General features: G+C 38.5%; 12 protein-coding genes. 7 read left to right on the forward strand and 5 right to left on the reverse strand.

Annotated elements, in window-relative coordinates:
- Positions 1 to 24: 24 nt before the first annotated feature.
- The 3 genes from mukB to mukF form a co-directional block, all read right to left on the reverse strand.
- Entirely contained in the window at positions 25 to 4,557 is a 4,533-nt protein-coding gene (mukB, locus tag A8M50_RS04920) for a chromosome partition protein MukB (RefSeq protein ID WP_005637805.1), read from the reverse strand.
- On the reverse strand, positions 4,557 to 5,291 hold the full coding sequence (gene mukE, locus A8M50_RS04925; protein ID WP_005637804.1) for a chromosome partition protein MukE: 735 nt from the start codon (positions 5,289 to 5,291) through the stop codon (positions 4,557 to 4,559). Before mukE ends, mukB begins: the two co-directional genes overlap by 1 nt.
- A 258-nt stretch (positions 5,292 to 5,549) precedes the next feature.
- Entirely contained in the window at positions 5,550 to 6,884 is a 1,335-nt protein-coding gene (gene mukF / locus A8M50_RS04930) for a chromosome partition protein MukF (RefSeq protein ID WP_005644951.1), read from the reverse strand.
- A 149-nt stretch (positions 6,885 to 7,033) separates the two neighbouring features.
- Between mukF and ttcA the strand changes: the two genes are divergently transcribed.
- From ttcA to A8M50_RS04960, 6 genes are all read left to right on the forward strand, one after another.
- Positions 7,034 to 7,975, forward strand: coding sequence for a tRNA 2-thiocytidine(32) synthetase TtcA (gene ttcA, locus A8M50_RS04935; RefSeq protein WP_005644983.1), 942 nt, complete (start codon positions 7,034 to 7,036; stop codon positions 7,973 to 7,975).
- Between the two features lies 1 nt (position 7,976).
- Positions 7,977 to 8,306 (forward strand): TusE/DsrC/DsvC family sulfur relay protein, encoded by a 330-nt coding sequence (locus A8M50_RS04940; RefSeq protein WP_005644682.1) that lies wholly within the window; start codon positions 7,977 to 7,979, stop codon positions 8,304 to 8,306.
- 144 nt (positions 8,307 to 8,450) lie between these two features.
- Complete coding sequence (locus tag A8M50_RS04945) at positions 8,451 to 9,437, forward strand: FecCD family ABC transporter permease (protein WP_032826491.1); 987 nt, start codon at positions 8,451 to 8,453, stop codon at positions 9,435 to 9,437.
- Positions 9,437 to 10,225 carry an ABC transporter ATP-binding protein gene (locus A8M50_RS04950; RefSeq protein WP_005645026.1) on the forward strand — a complete coding sequence of 263 codons (789 nt, stop codon included), beginning with the start codon at positions 9,437 to 9,439 and terminating at the stop codon, positions 10,223 to 10,225. Before A8M50_RS04945 ends, A8M50_RS04950 begins: the two co-directional genes overlap by 1 nt.
- A 10-nt stretch (positions 10,226 to 10,235) precedes the next feature.
- A complete protein-coding gene (locus A8M50_RS04955; RefSeq protein ID WP_005644679.1) occupies positions 10,236 to 11,261 on the forward strand; it encodes an ABC transporter substrate-binding protein in 1,026 nt (341 codons plus the stop codon).
- A 78-nt stretch (positions 11,262 to 11,339) separates the two neighbouring features.
- Positions 11,340 to 11,549, forward strand: coding sequence for a TOBE domain-containing protein (locus A8M50_RS04960; RefSeq protein ID WP_005631673.1), 210 nt, complete (start codon positions 11,340 to 11,342; stop codon positions 11,547 to 11,549).
- A 178-nt stretch (positions 11,550 to 11,727) separates the two neighbouring features.
- On the opposite strand, the gene thrS is transcribed toward A8M50_RS04960, so the two are convergent.
- Entirely contained in the window at positions 11,728 to 13,659 is a 1,932-nt protein-coding gene (gene thrS / locus A8M50_RS04965) for a threonine--tRNA ligase (protein WP_005644716.1), read from the reverse strand.
- A 285-nt stretch (positions 13,660 to 13,944) separates the two neighbouring features.
- Here thrS and A8M50_RS04970 point away from each other — a divergent pair, with 285 nt between their 5' ends.
- Positions 13,945 to 14,529 carry an FMN-dependent NADH-azoreductase gene (locus A8M50_RS04970; protein WP_005644848.1) on the forward strand — a complete coding sequence of 195 codons (585 nt, stop codon included), beginning with the start codon at positions 13,945 to 13,947 and terminating at the stop codon, positions 14,527 to 14,529.
- Between the two features lie 75 nt (positions 14,530 to 14,604).
- Here the strand turns inward: A8M50_RS04970 and topA are convergent, their stop codons facing one another.
- Entirely contained in the window at positions 14,605 to 17,211 is a 2,607-nt protein-coding gene (gene topA, locus A8M50_RS04975; RefSeq protein WP_005644977.1) for a type I DNA topoisomerase, read from the reverse strand.
- Between the last annotated feature and the right edge of the window lie 88 nt (positions 17,212 to 17,299).

The following is a 17,299-nucleotide window of genomic DNA, read 5'->3' on the forward strand; positions in this document are numbered from 1 at the left end:
TTAACCGCACTTCCCTTCTACTTTTTATTCTGTTGTACCGAATCCGCGTAAACCAACAACATGTACATGTTCTTGGTTGCCTGCGATTTTACGTACGAGTTTATAGGTTGTACCTTTTTCCGGGCTAATGTTTTCTGGCGCTGCAATAAGTAACTGCATATCTAAACGTTCGCAAAGTTCGAATAAGGTAGAAATAGATTTACCGTCTAAACGCGCTGCTTCATCTAAGAACAACAAGCGACAAGGCACAATATCTTTACCACGAATTCGACGGCTTTCTTCTTCCCAGCTTTGAACAACCATTAAGAGAATTGACATACCTGTACCGATAGCTTCACCAGTAGAAAGTGCACCACTTTCTGCACGTAACCAACCATCAGCACCACGGAATACTTCCACTTCAAGCTCAAGATAATTACGGTAATCTAACAATTCTTCGCCGATTGTTTGCGCTGTGCGTTGCCCCATATCAATATGTGGATTGATGCGTTGATAGAGCTTCGCCATAGCTTCAGAGAAGGTGATGCGATTATCATTGAATAAATCTTGATATTCATCTTGCTGACCTGAAAGCGCATCCAACAACATGGCATGGGTATCACGAATATTTACTACTAAACGAACAGATTTCACCTGACCAAACGCAATGTTTTGTAAACCTTGATTGAGCATACGAATACGATTTTGTTCACGTTGAATCGTTTTACGCATAATGTTTGCAACACTTTCAGAACTGATAGCCAATTTTTTCTCACGGCCAGTTAATTCTGCCGTTAAACGAGAAAGCTCAATTTCCATTTGTTCAATGGCATCAATTGGATCATCCGTCTTAATGATGTCTTGGCGAATACGTTCACGTAGATGCTGATACACCGCAATAAAGAACCGCACTTTATTTTCAGGTTTTCGACTATCTTCAGACACTCTTAGACTATCACGCAGATATTCATTATCTGCCACTGCTGTACGCAACGCACCTAATGCTTTATCCGACATTGAACGTAACTCATCTGCAGATAAATAAGCGAGCTCTCGGCGATTGAGGCGTTTTTCCATATCAGAGTTGCGGGATAAGCGTAAAACCACACACCAACTCACTTTCGCTGCTACAACTAATTCACGTTGAGTTTTATAATCACGTTCAGTTTTGCGGATAAGACGATTTAAGTTGTCAGCTTCGCTTTCAATTAATGTCAGTTGTTTTTCTACATAAGAACGACGCTGACGGCTCGTTGAAAGTTGTTGATGTAATTCATCACGACGGATACGGGCTCGTTCTTCAGCACCATCATCAGCTCTCACACCAAGATCGCTAATTTCACCAATCAATTCATTTAAGAGCTGATATTTACTATCGTAAGAGCTTTGTAACTGAATCAATACGCGATTATATTCTGCAAATTGGCTTTGTTTTTGGCGAACTTGCTCACGTTGCGTATCTCGCTGAGCCTGCATTTGTTCTAAACGTTGGCGAAGTTTTTCGTTGAGTTCAGAAGTTTCAGCCTGCCCTGCATCTTCATAACCAAAATGCGGTTTACGTTGTACAACATCAGCTAACACAAATACACGTTGTTGAACTTGTTTTTGACGCTCAATCGCTTGAGTTAATTCATTTTTTAAGCCTTCGTAATTTTCTGGATCACTTTGTAAACTATTTGCAATCGGCTCTAATTGTGACAACGTTACGCCATGCTGACGAATAAAATATTCATCTTGCTCTGCAATATCTAATTGCTCACGACATTCTTCAATACGATCAATTAAATCCTCATCGGCCAATACATTGAGTTGTGGAATCAACTTGTTGAGTAATTGCAGTTTTTCTTTTGCATTATCTAATTGAATGCGTAATTGTTGTTCGCCACTATTAAATTGGTTTAATTCACGATCAATTTCATTACGTTCGCGATTAATTTCAGACATTAACTCTTCTGGATTTGGCTGGAACGCAAGCGCCAGATGCAACCCAACAAATTGGCTGAAATGTTCGTGTAAACGTTGGCATTTTTGTACATCAAACGCAATTTGTGCATGTTGTTCTGCCACTTCATCACGTTCAATTTGTAATTCTTCTAAACGTTTTTCACGTGCTGCACGCCCAAATAACGGGATTTCAGGGAATCTTGAATAGCGTAATTCACGATCTGAAACTTGCACTACAACACCTAGCTCAAGTTCTTGTGCGGATAATACGCTGTCGTCAAATGCGGTAGGATCGCCCTCAATTAAATACAAATCGTCTGGGCAATCTTCTAATTGCGCAAGTTGTTCACGCACGGCATTGAGATCACGCACAACAATAGCATGACGCGCAGGCCCATAAAGTGCGGAGAAATAAGGCGCATCTTCAATGGTTACATCATCATAAAGCTCTGAAAGCAGCACCCCACCAAAACGTTCAGCCAGCATATTTAAACGTGGATCTTCTGAACCATCTGGCTGACTTAAACGAGAAATTTGTTCATCTAAATGCAAACGTTTTTGTTCAAGTTGATCACGTTGCATCGTGAGTTCACGTTCTTTCACAAGTTGTGATTGCATAAAATTCATCACATCTTGGCTATGTTCAAACGTCTCGCCACTTTGTTGTTCTAAACGTTCTAATGCAGCTTGAGCTGTCAGCCATGCTGGGGCTTTACGCGTATTTTCATCATAAAGTGCGGTTAAATTTTCACGTTTTTGACGAAGCGCAGAACGATTTTCCACTTGTTCTGAAAGTTCAGCAGAAATATCTTCAATTAACGCTTCTTGCTCTGCGTGATAATCCTCTAATTCTTCTGCCGTTTGTAAACTTAAATTAGCACGTTGATTAAAATCATTAAGTAATTTGACCGCACTTTGTTGTTGTGCATAACGTTGCTCAAGTTCATGTAATTTTGTGCGAAGTTGTGGCGTTTGTTGTGCCTGCAATTTTTGGCTTGGATATTCACGTAATAATTCTTTGGCACTTTCCCAGGCTGCAGAACGAGGCATTTCCCCCGCAATTTTGCATACCAATTGATACGCTTTATCAAACTGAGATTTTGCCGCTTCAGAAATAGACATTTTGTGCTCAAGCTCAAGTACGGTTTCAGTCAAACTTTCTGCATGGGCTTCAAACTCTGCGTGATAATCTTCTACATTTTTAACACTTAAATCTGCTAAACCACATAATGTTTTCGCTTTTTCAAGAGCTAAAATGGCTTGTTGATATTGAAGTGCGCGAGTTTGTTGGGCATCTAATGCTTGTTGATAATCTGCTAATTGGGCTCGTACAGCGTCAATTTCAATTTCAGTTTGCTCAAATTGGGCTTGGCTTTCTTCTAATGCATCATTCGCATCTTCAACCACTATTTTTTGTTCTTCTAAACGCTCGGTGAGTTCTGCAATATCTTCTTGATAACGCGTGATTTTTTCTTGATGACGCAAAGCATTTAATACTAAGTTAAGATGATCAACCGCACTTTGGTGATCAACTTCTAAAGTACGTTCACTTTCTGCTAATTCAGCCGCTTCTCGACTTAAATCAACTAAACGATGTTGAGATAAATTCTGTTCTGCTTTTGCTTTATACCACTCACGACGAGATTCTAATGCAGCCTCAATATTGCCACGGCGTTCATTCGCATTACGCATATAATCCGAAGCAACATAGTTGGTGGTTTCAGTAATTAAATGTTTGAATAAATCGCGATCTGATTGAGTAACTTTAATCGCTTCTAAAGTCATACGGTTCTCACGCAATGCACTTTCCATATCTTGGAAAGCTTTGCGCACACCTAAATTTTCTGGCAATAAATAGTCACGTAAAGAGCGTGTGATTGCGCTGGAAATACCACCGTATAAAGATGCTTCGATAAGTTTATAGAATTTGCTTCGGTCTGATGCTGAACGTAAACGTTTCGGAATAATACCTAAATCAAACATCATGCCGTGATAATCGGTGATGGAATGATATTGTTTAAATTGCGCACCGATATTTTCAATTTTATCTTTGAGTTCGTTTAAATTGAGTACGCGAGCTTGACGTTCGCCCACTGTTTCAGTGAAAAGTGCGGTCGGATTTTGAGATAATTCGACACCTTGAATTGAGAAAGTTTTTAAATCAACCTTTTTATCACGACCCGCAATTTGTTGCAGACGCACACCAACAAGAATACGTTGATGACGAGAATTAATAGTATCTAATACCGCGTAACAAACACCAGGACGCAATTTACCATGTAAACCTTTATCGCGAGAACCGCCTGTGGAGCCAGCCTCAGTAGTATTACGGAAATGTAAAAGGGTTAAATCTGGAATTAATGCTGTCACAAATCCAGCCATTGTGGTTGATTTACCTGCACCATTACCACCAGAAAGCGTGGTAACTAATTCGTCTAAATCGAAAGTACGCGCAAAAAAACCATTCCAGTTAATTAAGGTTAAAGAGCGGAATTTACCACGCTCTACACCATTGTTTGTCGTCATGCTAAAAGGCATAGGTGCGTCAACGATTTCTTCGACGTTTTCATTTTCCATAATGACTTCATCGCTCTCTAATTCGATTTCATTTTCTAATTCAAAAACATCAGACATTATTCTTGTTCTCCGTCAAATTCTTCGTCAATTTCATCCGCACTTTCCGTATCGTTTTCCATTAATTGTGCTTGTTTTTCCAACGCTAAGGATTCTGGTGTTGCCGCTTCCCCATCACGAATGAGTCTAGCTTGAGCCTCTAATGGATCATCACCGCTACGCACTTCCGCACCAAAACGAAATACAGATTCAGAAATCGTAAATTTCCCACTATTTTGTTCGCCAACAGTTTGAATCATACCTAAACGACGTAAACGACCAATTGCAGCTCGCACTTTTTCTGCCAATTTTTGTTTATCCAAATCAGAACCACTTGAACGCTGATTAACTGCTTTTAATAATTTTCCTTCATCGGCAAGATTTAATAATTCATCATACACTTCTTGCGTACTAAAAATGCCCTGTTGAGCTAAACGTTCTGGGCTTAAATAAAGATAACAAAGCACTTTACCAACAAGCATTTCCAACTCAGAAAGCACAGAACGCGCAATTAATGTCGTTGCTTTTGGACGAAGATAGAAAAATCCTTCTGGAGCACGAATTAGTTCCACGTTATAGCGACGATAAAATCCGTCTAATTCATTTTGGAAATCCATTAAAAATGCGTGATTATCTAAGTGCTCCGTGCTGATATGGCGACCTGAGCGCAATAGACTATCTACCGCTGGAAATATTGGATTTGCAATCGCCACAGCGAGTTTTGGGGAAATTACATCTTGAAGGTTGTCTGTCATAGGTTATTTCTCTATTAAAACTTTATTCAGTTACTTTCTTCGTTAATCATTATTGCCAAATCTCCCCTAGCCCCTCTTTGCTAAAGAGGGGGAATTCTTTAACAAATCAATTCTTGCTGATTCCTTCAGCATTTTCTAACACAATGAAATAATCTCAATATCAATTATTTCATTATTATTCCCCTATTTAGCAAAGAGGGATTAGGGAGATCTAACAGAAGTAATTCCGTCGAAATTAGCTTTTAAATTATCTTAAAATCAATACTTATCAATCACATGCGCTTGGACTTCTGCGCCACGTTCATTAATCGCTTGCCAATCTGGATAAATACCCGATAAATCATCATTCGCCATACCAAGGCGCACGGCTTGATCAACAATGATTCGAGCCACATCAAAATGACGAGAAAGTGGGTAATTTTCCAGTTGTTCTTTTAACACTAAACTCAAATCAATCGGACGGTTATTTTCACGATAAGCAATCAGTAAGCCTTGCATATGCTCTACAATTTGATCATGTAAATCAGAAAGGGATTCGTATTGCAATTCTTCTGGCAATTCACCTAAAGCATCATCTTCACGCAACACCATTTCTTCATCACGCAGATCAACTAAACGCTCAGCTTGCGCTGTCCATAAGAACCAAGGATGATCAAAATAGTGATGAATAGAATTACGTAAACGTTGTGAGAACACGCGATTTTTATCCATATCAATGGCAGTACGAATAAATTTATGTACATGGCGGTCATAACCAATCCATAAATCGATTGCTTGTTGTCCCCAACTAATAATTCGGTCAAGTTTAGATTGTAAATCGGTAATTAATTGATCAATAAAATACAAATCATCTCGCCCAATCACACAATCTTGAATACGCAATAATTGCGCTTGAAGTTTATCCCCTGCGGCATTTAGCGTATCTTGCAATTCACGCAAATTCCCAGATGTTTCATCTAATAAACGTTCACAGCTTGAAATTGCCGCTTGCCAATCTTTAGTAAGAAGCTCTGCAATTTCATCTTTAATACTTTGCTGGTTTTCATCCATAATACGTTGTGAAAGATCGATGCTATCAAAAATCTCTGCAACGGAATATTTTAATGGCGCAAATACATTACGACGCCAATAATGTTCACTTTCATTATTCTCCACGCCTTCTTCTGCAGAATCAGAAGCGCGTTGAATTTCATCTGCCACAATGGAAAGTTGCACTGAAAGACGCAATGCGGAAAATTCACGCTGACGAATGTAATAATCAGACACGCCAACACCTAATGGCGTTAAACGATAAATCGCCAAACCTTCAGTAAATTCGCTACTAAAACGATTTAACAAACGTTGTTTCACTAATTCATTAATTGCATTATTCGCTCGTGTTGCAATGGCATCCGTGGACTGCTCAAAAGCATTCATCGTGTGGCGGAAAATATCCACAAGATCGGCTTCTAACATTTCGCCGTCTAAACGTTCGTTGTTATAAATTGCAATCGCTAGCAGGAAAACCAAGCGCTCGGTAGGTAAATTCAAAGAAAACTCGCGATCTTTTGCCCAAGAGACGAGTTCAGGAATAGTTTGGGATGTTTCAATCATTGAATTGCAAAGCGTTAAAATTGAACAAAAAATTGGAAAGATTATACAGGATTTTTTGTGGATCTTAAAAATCTTCTTTTGAATTGACCGCACTTTTCCTATTTTTCACGTATAATGTGCGCCTTTCATGAATAACCAAAGATAACAGAATGAGCAAATTAACCCAGTTAGCCCAACAAGAAAAAAAACAAACCTATAATTTCAATAAATTACAAAAACGTCTTCGCCGTAACGTAGGCAACGCCATTGCAGATTTTGGGATGATCGAAGATGGCGATAAAGTCATGGTGTGTTTATCTGGAGGTAAAGACAGTTATACGCTTCTCGATATTTTGTTGAATTTACAACAAAGTGCACCGATTAAATTTGATATCGTGGCAGTAAACCTCGATCAAAAACAACCAGGGTTCCCAGAGCACGTATTGCCTGAATATTTGGAAAGTATTGGCGTAGATTACAAAATTGTACAAGAAAATACTTACGGAATTGTGAAAGAAAAAATTCCAGAAGGAAAAACAACTTGTTCGCTCTGCTCTCGCCTACGCCGTGGAATTTTATATCGCACCGCCACAGAACTTGGTGCAACCAAAATCGCGTTAGGACATCACCGAGACGATATGTTAGCGACACTATTTTTAAATATGTTTTATGGCGGCAAAATGAAATCGATGCCACCTAAGTTAATTTCTGACGATGGCAAACAAATTGTGATTCGTCCGCTTGCTTACTGCAAAGAAAAAGACATTGAAAAATATGCCATCGCGAAAGAATTTCCTATCATTCCTTGTAACCTATGTGGATCACAACCAAATCTTCAACGCCAAGTAGTAAAAGAAATGCTTAATACTTGGGATCGCCAATATCCAGGACGCTTAGAAACCATGTTCAGCGCAATGCAAAACATTACATTGTCACATATGAGTGATCCGAAATTATTTGATTTCAAAGGCATCAAACATGGGCAACTAATTGATGGCATTGAAGGCGATACCGCATTTGATGAAGAACGAATCACACCAATGCAATTTGAAGATGAAGATCAAACCGATTTTTTAAACAACGAAATGATTAACTTTAAAGAAGTAAATTAATATGTTGAATATCAATGGAATGGAAGTTGAAACTGACAAAGATGGTTATTTGCTTAATAGCCAACAATGGAACGAAGATGTCGCTCGTGCTATTGCGCAGTTAGAAAGTATCGAATTAACTGATGCACATTGGGAAGTGATTTACTTCGTGCGAGACTTCTATCAAGAATATAACACATCCCCGGCCATCCGTATGTTGGTAAAAGCCATGGCCGAAAAGCTTGGCGAAGATAAAGGTAATAGTCGTTATTTGCAGCGGTTATTTCCTGAAGGCCCCGCAAAACAAGCTACAAAATTAGCAGGATTACCGAAACCTGCAAAATGCCTATAAAAGTGCGGTCAATTTTTTTTGAAAGTTTTAAACGCTTAGTCTTTTTAGATTGAGCGTTTTTCTTTTTAAGAAAGAATCTCTAGATCTTAATATATTTTTATATATAATGATTTAACCTAGAAATGACCGTATTTTTCTCAAGGAATGATGAAAAAAAATTTATTAATCCCTTTTCTTTTTTTGCTTCTTATTGGATTGAGTTGGTTTTCTCTTTCGTGGGGGAGATTTTCTATTCCTTTAACGGATGTGTTAGATGTACTTTTCGGTCAAAGTCAAAATGAAATTCAACATAATGTCATTTTCAATTTACGTTTACCACGCATCTTAGCTGCAATTTTAGTTGGTTCAGCCTTATCGGTCGCGGGCACTGTATATCAAGGCATTTTTCGCAATCCCCTTGTTTCACCAGACATTTTAGGCGTATCAAATGGTGCTTGTGTGGGTGCAGCTGTTGCGATTTTGCTTGGTTCAAGCATACTTGGTACTCAAACTTTTGCATTTTTCGGTGGTTTAATTGCCGTATTGCTTACCATGAATCTCCCCCGCTTAATTCAACGAGATTCAACAATAGTCCTCGTGCTTTCAGGCATTATTGTATCGGGTTTTATGATGGCGACATTAGGTTTAATCAAATACCTTGCCGATCCTGAAACTGAACTTGCAGATATTGTATATTGGCAATTAGGTAGTCTCACTAAATCCAGCTACGGCAATCTTCTTTTACTCTCACCAATAATCTTAATTACCACGGGTATATTATTAGCAATGCGTTGGCGTATTAATGTGTTGTCATTAGGCGATCGAGAAGCCAAATTAATTGGCGCAAATATTCGTTTAGAACGCGGCGTAATGGTCTGTTCCGCGACCTTATTGACGGCTTCGGCAGTCTGTCTAAGCGGAACAATAGGTTGGCTAGGTTTAGTGATTCCTCATTTAGCCCGTCTATTTATAGGCGATAATAATGTCAAAAGTTTACCGCTCTCTGCGCTAATTGGTGCAATTTTCTTGCTGCTTGTGGATACATTGGCACGTAATCTTTACATTCAAGAAATTCCGCTCGGTATTATCACTGGTTTTATCGGTGCCCCATTCTTTGCATGGGTATTAATTAAGCAAAAGGTGGTGGACTAATGTTGCAGGTAAAGAATCTTTATTATTGGCACAATGTAGAAAATTCACTGCTAAATGGTGTGGATTTAACACTTAAGCAAGGGGAATTACTCACGATTTTGGGCGCTAATGGCCGTGGAAAATCAACCTTATTGAACTGTTTAGCGGGTTTACTGACACCAAAGAGCGGTCAAATTTTATTACAAAATGAAAATCTAGCGTCTCTTTCATCAAAACAAATCGCACAAAAGATAGCTTATGTCTCACAACAAAGTCCGCAAACTTATCAATATAAAGTTCGAGATTATGTTGTGCTAGGTCGAGCAGCACATTTAGGAATGTTTGATAAACCAAGTAAGAGCGATTTTGAATTGGTCGATCAAGCTTTGAATAAACTGGGAATTCGTCATTTTGCAGAAAAGGTTTATATGCAGATGAGCGGTGGTGAAAAACAGTTAGTCAATCTTGCTCGGATTTTAGTACAACAGCCTCAGCTTATTCTATTTGATGAACCGACTTCAGCCTTAGATTACGGTAACGTATTTAAAACCTTGAGTTTAATAAAAGAGCTTTCTTTGCAAGGTTTTACTATTGTGATGACAACTCACAATCCAGATCATCCTATGTTGTTACATAGCAGTTTACCAAATAGCCGAGTAGCAATTTTAAATGAACATGGCCGATTACAAACAGGTTCCGCCCCTGAAATTATTACTCAAGAAAATTTAACCGCACTTTATCATACGGATCTCCGATTGCTTGAAGTGCCAGAATTACAACGTCAAATTTGTGCAATCACTCATCTATAAGGAGTTAATTATGTTGAAAAACCTTAAAAAAGGCGCAGTTGCCTTAGCTTTTATTTCTTGTTTCAGTTTTTCTGCCCAAGGAAAAATGATTGAAGATGTAAAAGGCAATCAAATTGAAATCCCAAACCATGTAGAACGTATTGCCGATTTATGGCATGCCAACAACCAAATCGTCTTATTACTTGGCGGTGCAGATAAATTAGTGGCAACAACCACTGTTATTCAAAAAAATCCGTGGTTTAGTGAAGTTTATCCAAACATTAAAAAAGTGCCTGCACTCACTAATGGTCAAACTATCCAAATGGAAGAATTACTACAACGTAATCCGCAAGTGACTTTACTTTCCAATGACAACATGTTGACTGAACTAAAACAAGCTGGATTAACTGGGGTGAAAGTGAGCTTCCAAGATTTTGAAGGCTTGAAAAAAACAGTTCGAATCACTGCTGAAGTAATTGGAGATAACGCGCCCAATATAGCCAAGGAATACATCAAAGAGTTAGAAAACAACATTTCATTTGTTGAAACAAGAACAAAATCAATCCAAGAAAAAGACAAACCAACAGTATTGCATATTGCTGATGGAAAAAATTTGCTAAAAATTGACGGCGGAAAATCCATTATTGGTGATTGGATTAATAAAGCTGGGGGTAAAAATGCATTTCCAGAACAAGCAAATCTTGTCGAAATTAGTCAGGAAGAAGTGGTAAAAATTAATCCTGAAGTAATTATTATCGGAGGAACCAATGCACCAGAAGGGGTAGAAAAAATTAAACAAGATCCAAGTTGGCAATCTGTAAGTGCGGTAAAAAATGGCCGTGTTTTTGTTAATCCAACCGGTACTTTCCCTTGGGATCGCTACAGCGCTGAAGAAGCTTTACAAGTTTTATGGGCTGCAAAATTATTCCATCCTGCACAATTTAAAGATGTTGATATGGTATCTAAAGCCAAATCTTTTTATAAAAAGTACTATCACTATGATTTAAGTACAGAAAATGCACAACAAATGCTAAAAGGATTGCCTCCTTTGAAATAATATTAAGTTTTTCTTGCATTTTCTGTAAGAATGGATAAAATGCACGCTCTTTTAAACCCTAACTAACAAGGAAATGTTATGAAAATTAGTGCTAGAAACCAATTAAAAGGTAAAGTTGTTTCAATCGAAAACGGTTCAGTAAATGCAATCGTTCACATCGATATCGGTGGCGGTAACGTGCTTTCTTCTACTGTATCTTTAGCAGCAGTTAAAGAATTAAACTTAGAAGTTGGTAAAGAAGCATACGCAATCATCAAAGCAACTTCTGTAATGGTTGGTGTGGAATAATTTCTTCCATAAAACAGAACTAAATATAACCGCACTTTAAAAGTGCGGTTTTTTTATGCCTTATTTTTCCAATCAACACATTTTGAGATAAAAAAATAACGGCAATCGCTTAAACGATCACCGTTAAATTGAACTCACTGTTTAAACAGTAAATTATATTAGTTATTTTCGAAAAGTATTACTCTTCATTCAATAACTTTAATTCACGATTTCTTACTTGATTTTTCAAGATTTCCGCAAATTCTTCCACAGTAAATGTGCCTAAATCAGCGCCTTTACGGGTACGTACTGCCACTTTGCCTTCTGCGATTTCTTTATCACCGCAAACAAGCATATAAGGCACACGGCGTAAAGTATGTTCACGAATTTTGAAACCCACTTTTTCGTTACGTAAATCAGTTTTCACGCGTAAACCTACATCAGAAAGCTGTTTCGCAACTTTTTGTACGTAGTCGGCTTGGCTATCGGTGATATTCATTACAACCGCTTGGGTTGGTGCTAACCATGCAGGGAAGAAACCTGCATATTCTTCAGTAATGATACCAATGAAACGCTCAATAGAACCTAAAATCGCACGGTGAATCATGACAGGGGTTTTACGGCTATTGTCTTCTGCTACATAAGTTGCATCTAAACGACCTGGTAATGCAAAGTCTAATTGCACGGTACCACATTGCCATTCACGGCCAATGCTATCACGTAATGCAAATTCAATTTTAGGACCATAGAATGCGCCTTCACCTTCTTGAATTTCATATTCTAAGCCGTTATGCGCCAATGCTGCTGCAAGACCTGCTTCCGCACGATCCCACATTTCATCTGAACCGATACGATTTTCAGGGCGAGTAGAAAGTTTTACTGCGATATTAGTGAAACCAAAGGTGCTATAAATATCGTACACCATTTTGATACAGCTAGTTACTTCACTCTCAATTTGATCTTCAGTACAGAAAATATGCGCATCATCTTGAGTAAAGCCACGTACACGCATTAAACCGTGTAAAGAACCTGATGGCTCATTACGATGGCAAGAACCAAATTCCGCCATACGGATTGGTAAATCACGGTAAGATTTTAAACCTTGATTAAAAATTTGAACGTGTCCCGGACAGTTCATCGGTTTAATTGCATATTCACGATTTTCAGATTGAGTTGTGAACATTAAATCTGCGTAATTTTGCCAGTGACCTGTTTTTTCCCACAATACGCGATCCATCATAAAAGGACCTTTCACTTCTTGGTAATCGTATTGTTTTAATTTAGTACGCACAAAAGTTTCAAGTTCACGGAAAATTGTCCAGCCATCATTGTGCCAGAACACCATACCCGGCGCTTCTTCTTGCATATGATATAAATCTAATGCTTTACCAATTTTACGGTGGTCACGTTTTGCCGCTTCTTCTAAGCGCGTTAAGTATTCAGCAAGTTGTTTTTTATCCGCCCAAGCCGTACCATAGATACGTTGTAACATTTTGTTTTTGCTGTCACCACGCCAGTACGCACCAGCGACTTTTTGTAATTTGAAATGTTGACAGAAACGCATATTTGGCACGTGTGGGCCACGGCACATATCAATATATTCTAAATGATGATATAACGCAGGTGTTGCAGTACGTTCAATGTTTTCATCTAAAATTGCCATTTTGTATGGCTCGCCGCGTTTTTCAAAGGTATCACGCGCTTCTTGCCAAGTAACACGTTTTTTCACGACGTCATAATTGGTTTTTGCCAATTCCAACATACGTTTTTCGATTGCATCTAAATCTTCTTGCGTTAAAGAGCGGTCTAAATCAATGTCATAGTAGAAACCGTTTTCAATAGTTGGACCGATTGCCATTTTTACATCTGGGAATAATTGTTTAATGGCATGACCAAACAAGTGTGCACATGAGTGGCGAATAATTTCTAAACCATCTTCATCTTTAGCAGTAATGATTTCAAGTGTTGCATCTTGGTCGATAACATCGCATGCATCACGACGCTCACCATTTACACGGCCCGCGATAGTGGCTTTAGCAAGACCCGCACCAATATCTTGTGCGACTTCAAGAACAGAAACAGGATGATCGAATTGACGTTGGGAACCGTCAGGTAAAGTAATAATTGGCATTGTTTTTTCCTTATACAGTGGTCACCCATACGAAAGGTGACGTGTTCGTTTAAAATTCTATAAAAAATTAACCGCACTTTTGCCCTACTTGGCTTCATTCCTACCATTGAACGAGCGAAATTAGGCAAAAAATGCGTGGCGAATTCTATCACTTTCTTAAGGTATTGTTAAATAAATGCACATATTTTACAGAAAGGAAATAATGTTTTTCTGGCTAGGGGCTTTATATCCTAAAAATAAAGGCTAGAATAACCGCACTTTTAAATACCCAGTTAAGGAATAAAAATGAGCAACGTATTAGTATTAAAATCTAGCATTTCAGGAAATAACGCACAGACCAATCAATTAGCTGATTATGTTATCGAAAAATTACAAGGTAATAACATTGTCGTACGCGATCTAGCCCAACAACCGCTTCCATATTTTGATGCCACAGCAGCAACAGCTGTACGTGGTGAACCTAAAAATGATGAAGAAAAACAACTTCTTGCACTTTCCGATGAATTAGTCTCCGAATTAAAAAATGCAGAGACTCTGGTTATTGGTGCACCAATGTATAATCTTGGCATCCCAACACAATTAAAAACTTATTTTGATTTTATCGCTCGCCCACGTGTCACGTTCCAATATACGGCAAATGGACCGGAAGGATTATTAAAAGGTAAAAAAGCGATTGTGTTATGTGCATTTGGTGGGTTGTATGATGAAGAAAATCTAGTGACACAGTATATGAAGTCAATTTTAGGTTTTATCGGTATCACAGATGTGCAATTTGTTTATGCGCAAGGCATTGGATTCGGACCAGAGGCGATTGAAAAAGCCCAAGCGTCCGCAAAAAATAAAATTAATGAAATTTTGGCAGCCCTTTAATCCTCAGATAACATACAAAAAAACATAAGAAGATTTATTACAAAAAAAGTGCGGTGATTTACCGCACTTTTCTTCTTATTTCTTTCGTTCAACCCATTTTCCATTGGTGAAATCAACAATCCATTTCGTCGCTTTTCCATCTTTTTCAGAAGTCACATATTGTTTTTTCTCTTTACGACTAAAACGAACAATCGCTTCATTCCCTTCTGGGTCTTTTTGTGGTGCATCCGCTAAATAAGCTAATTTTTCAGGCAAACGCTCGCGATATTGCACAAGTTCAGCGATTTTAACTGGGCGTGTTTCGCGGGATTTCGGGAAATTATGTGCTGACATAAATACACCACTCGCACCGTCACGCAATACAAAATATGCATCAGATTTTTCGCATTTTAGCTCTGGGAAATGTACAGGCTCTTCTTTTGGTGGGGCGACTTCGCCATTTTTCAAAATTTTGCGCGTGTTATCACAATTTGTACATCCCATATACTTGCCAAAACGGCCAAGTTTTAAATGCATATCCGCACCGCATTTATCACACTCAACAACAGGGCCATCATAACCTTTAATTTTGAATGAGCCTTCTTCAATCAAATATCCATCACAATTTGGATTATTACCACAAATATGGATTTTACGATGGGCATCGATTACATAGCTGTCCATTGCCGTTCCACATTTTGTACAACGTTTACGATCCATTAATGCTTTGGTTTCTGAAGATTCATCTAAAACATTCAATAATTCCGCTTCAGGAATTAAATTAATCGTCGTTTTACACCGCTCTTTTGGCGGCAATGCATAACCTGTACATCCTAAAAATACCCCCGTACTTGCCGTACGAATTGCCATATTTCTGCCACAGGTTGGGCATTTAATATCGGTTTCCACAAGGCTATTTGGGCGCATACCGCCTTCAAGCTCATCCAATTCAGCTTTAGAAAGCTGGCTAGAAAAATCCTTGAAGAATTGATTCAATTCAGTTTTCCAATTCACTGAACCAGAGGCAATTTTATCTAAAGTATCTTCCATATTCGCGGTGAAATCGTAATTCATTAATTCACCAAAAGACTCATTGAGGCGATCAGTCACAATTTCGCCCATCTTTTCTGCATAGAAACGACGATTTTCAGTACGAACATAACCACGTTCTTGAATGGTAGAAATAATTGCCGCGTAAGTAGAAGGACGGCCAATACCACGTTTTTCCAATTCTTTTACTAAAGCCGCTTCAGTAAAACGAGCAGGTGGTTTAGTAAAGTGTTGGGTTGGTTGCACTTCTTTTAAAACAAGTTTTTCTGAAACAGCAACTGAAGGCAATTCTTGATCTTCAGGATTTTTGCCTATTTGTGGCAATACTTTTGTCCAACCATCAAAACGTAAAATTCTGCCTTTTGCTTTCAAGCTATAATCGCCAGCTGACACAGTCAATGTACTGCTATCATATTGTGCAGGCGGCATTTGACATGCTAAGAATTGACGCCAAATTAAATCATAAAGGCGTACCGCATCTTTTTCCATGCCCTCTAAGGATTCAGGCAATGCTCGAATGTCAGATGGACGAATAGCCTCATGCGCCTCTTGCGCATTTTCTTTACTAGAATAAAAATTTGGTTTTTCTGGTAAATATTGTGCACCAAAATGATTTTCAATATAGCTACGTGCCATATTCAGCGCATCTTGACTCAAATTGGTTGAATCCGTACGCATATAAGTAATGTAACCCGCTTCATATAAACGTTGGGCTAGCATCATTGTTTTTTTAACGCCAAATCCCAAGCGAGTACTTGCAGTTTGTTGAAGCGTTGATGTAATAAATGGTGCACGAGGGCGAGAACTTGTTGGCTTAGTTTCTAAATCTGTGACAACGTAATCGGAAACATTAAGAAAATCTACCGCACTTTGTGCTTCTTTTTGATTTTTTGGATCAAATTTCTTGCCTTTATAATCCGTGACATCCAAGCGTATAGCTTGTTTATTTTGATTATTCGTAAGTACCGCAACTTCCCAATATTCTTCAGGCTGGAAGGCTTTAATTTCACGCTCGCGTTCTACTAATAATTTAACCGCAACCGATTGAACTCGACCCGCAGAAAGCCCACGCGCGACTTTTTTCCAAAGTAACGGAGATACCATAAAGCCCACTACTCTATCTAAAAAGCGGCGAGTTTGTTGGGCATTAACACGATCCATATTTAATTGTTCAGGCTTTTCAAAAGCCTGCTTAATGGCATTTTTAGTGATTTCGTTAAACACTACACGGCTAAAGCGCTCATCATCGCCACCAATCACCTCGCGTAAATGCCATGCGATCGCTTCCCCTTCTCTATCCAAGTCGGTTGCGAGATAAATGTGATCCGCTTTTTTAGCAAGCGATTTTAATTCGGAAACCACTTTTTCTTTACCAGGCAAAATTTGATAATTTGCTTTCCAATCGTGATAAGGATCAATCCCCATACGTTTAACTAAGGCGTTACGTTCCTTCTCAGCATTAATTTTTGCTTTTTCTTCGGCATCCATACCTTTGGTTGAAATTGGTTTAGCTTTTTCACCTGTACTAGAACCAATCGTCGGCAAATCACGAATATGTCCAACACTAGATTTCACCACATATTGGCTACCTAAATATTTATTGATGGTCTTTGCTTTTGCCGGCGACTCCACAATCACCAAGGATTTACTCATTTGATTACCTAATATCACTAGAATTTTGTAAAATTGGGGGTATAGTGCAAAGTTATGTAGGCAAAATCAAGCATTTTTTCAAAAAAGG

Origin of the sequence: Haemophilus haemolyticus, assembly GCF_001679045.1 — a bacterium.
GTDB classification, from domain to species: Bacteria; Pseudomonadota; Gammaproteobacteria; order Enterobacterales; family Pasteurellaceae; genus Haemophilus; species Haemophilus haemolyticus.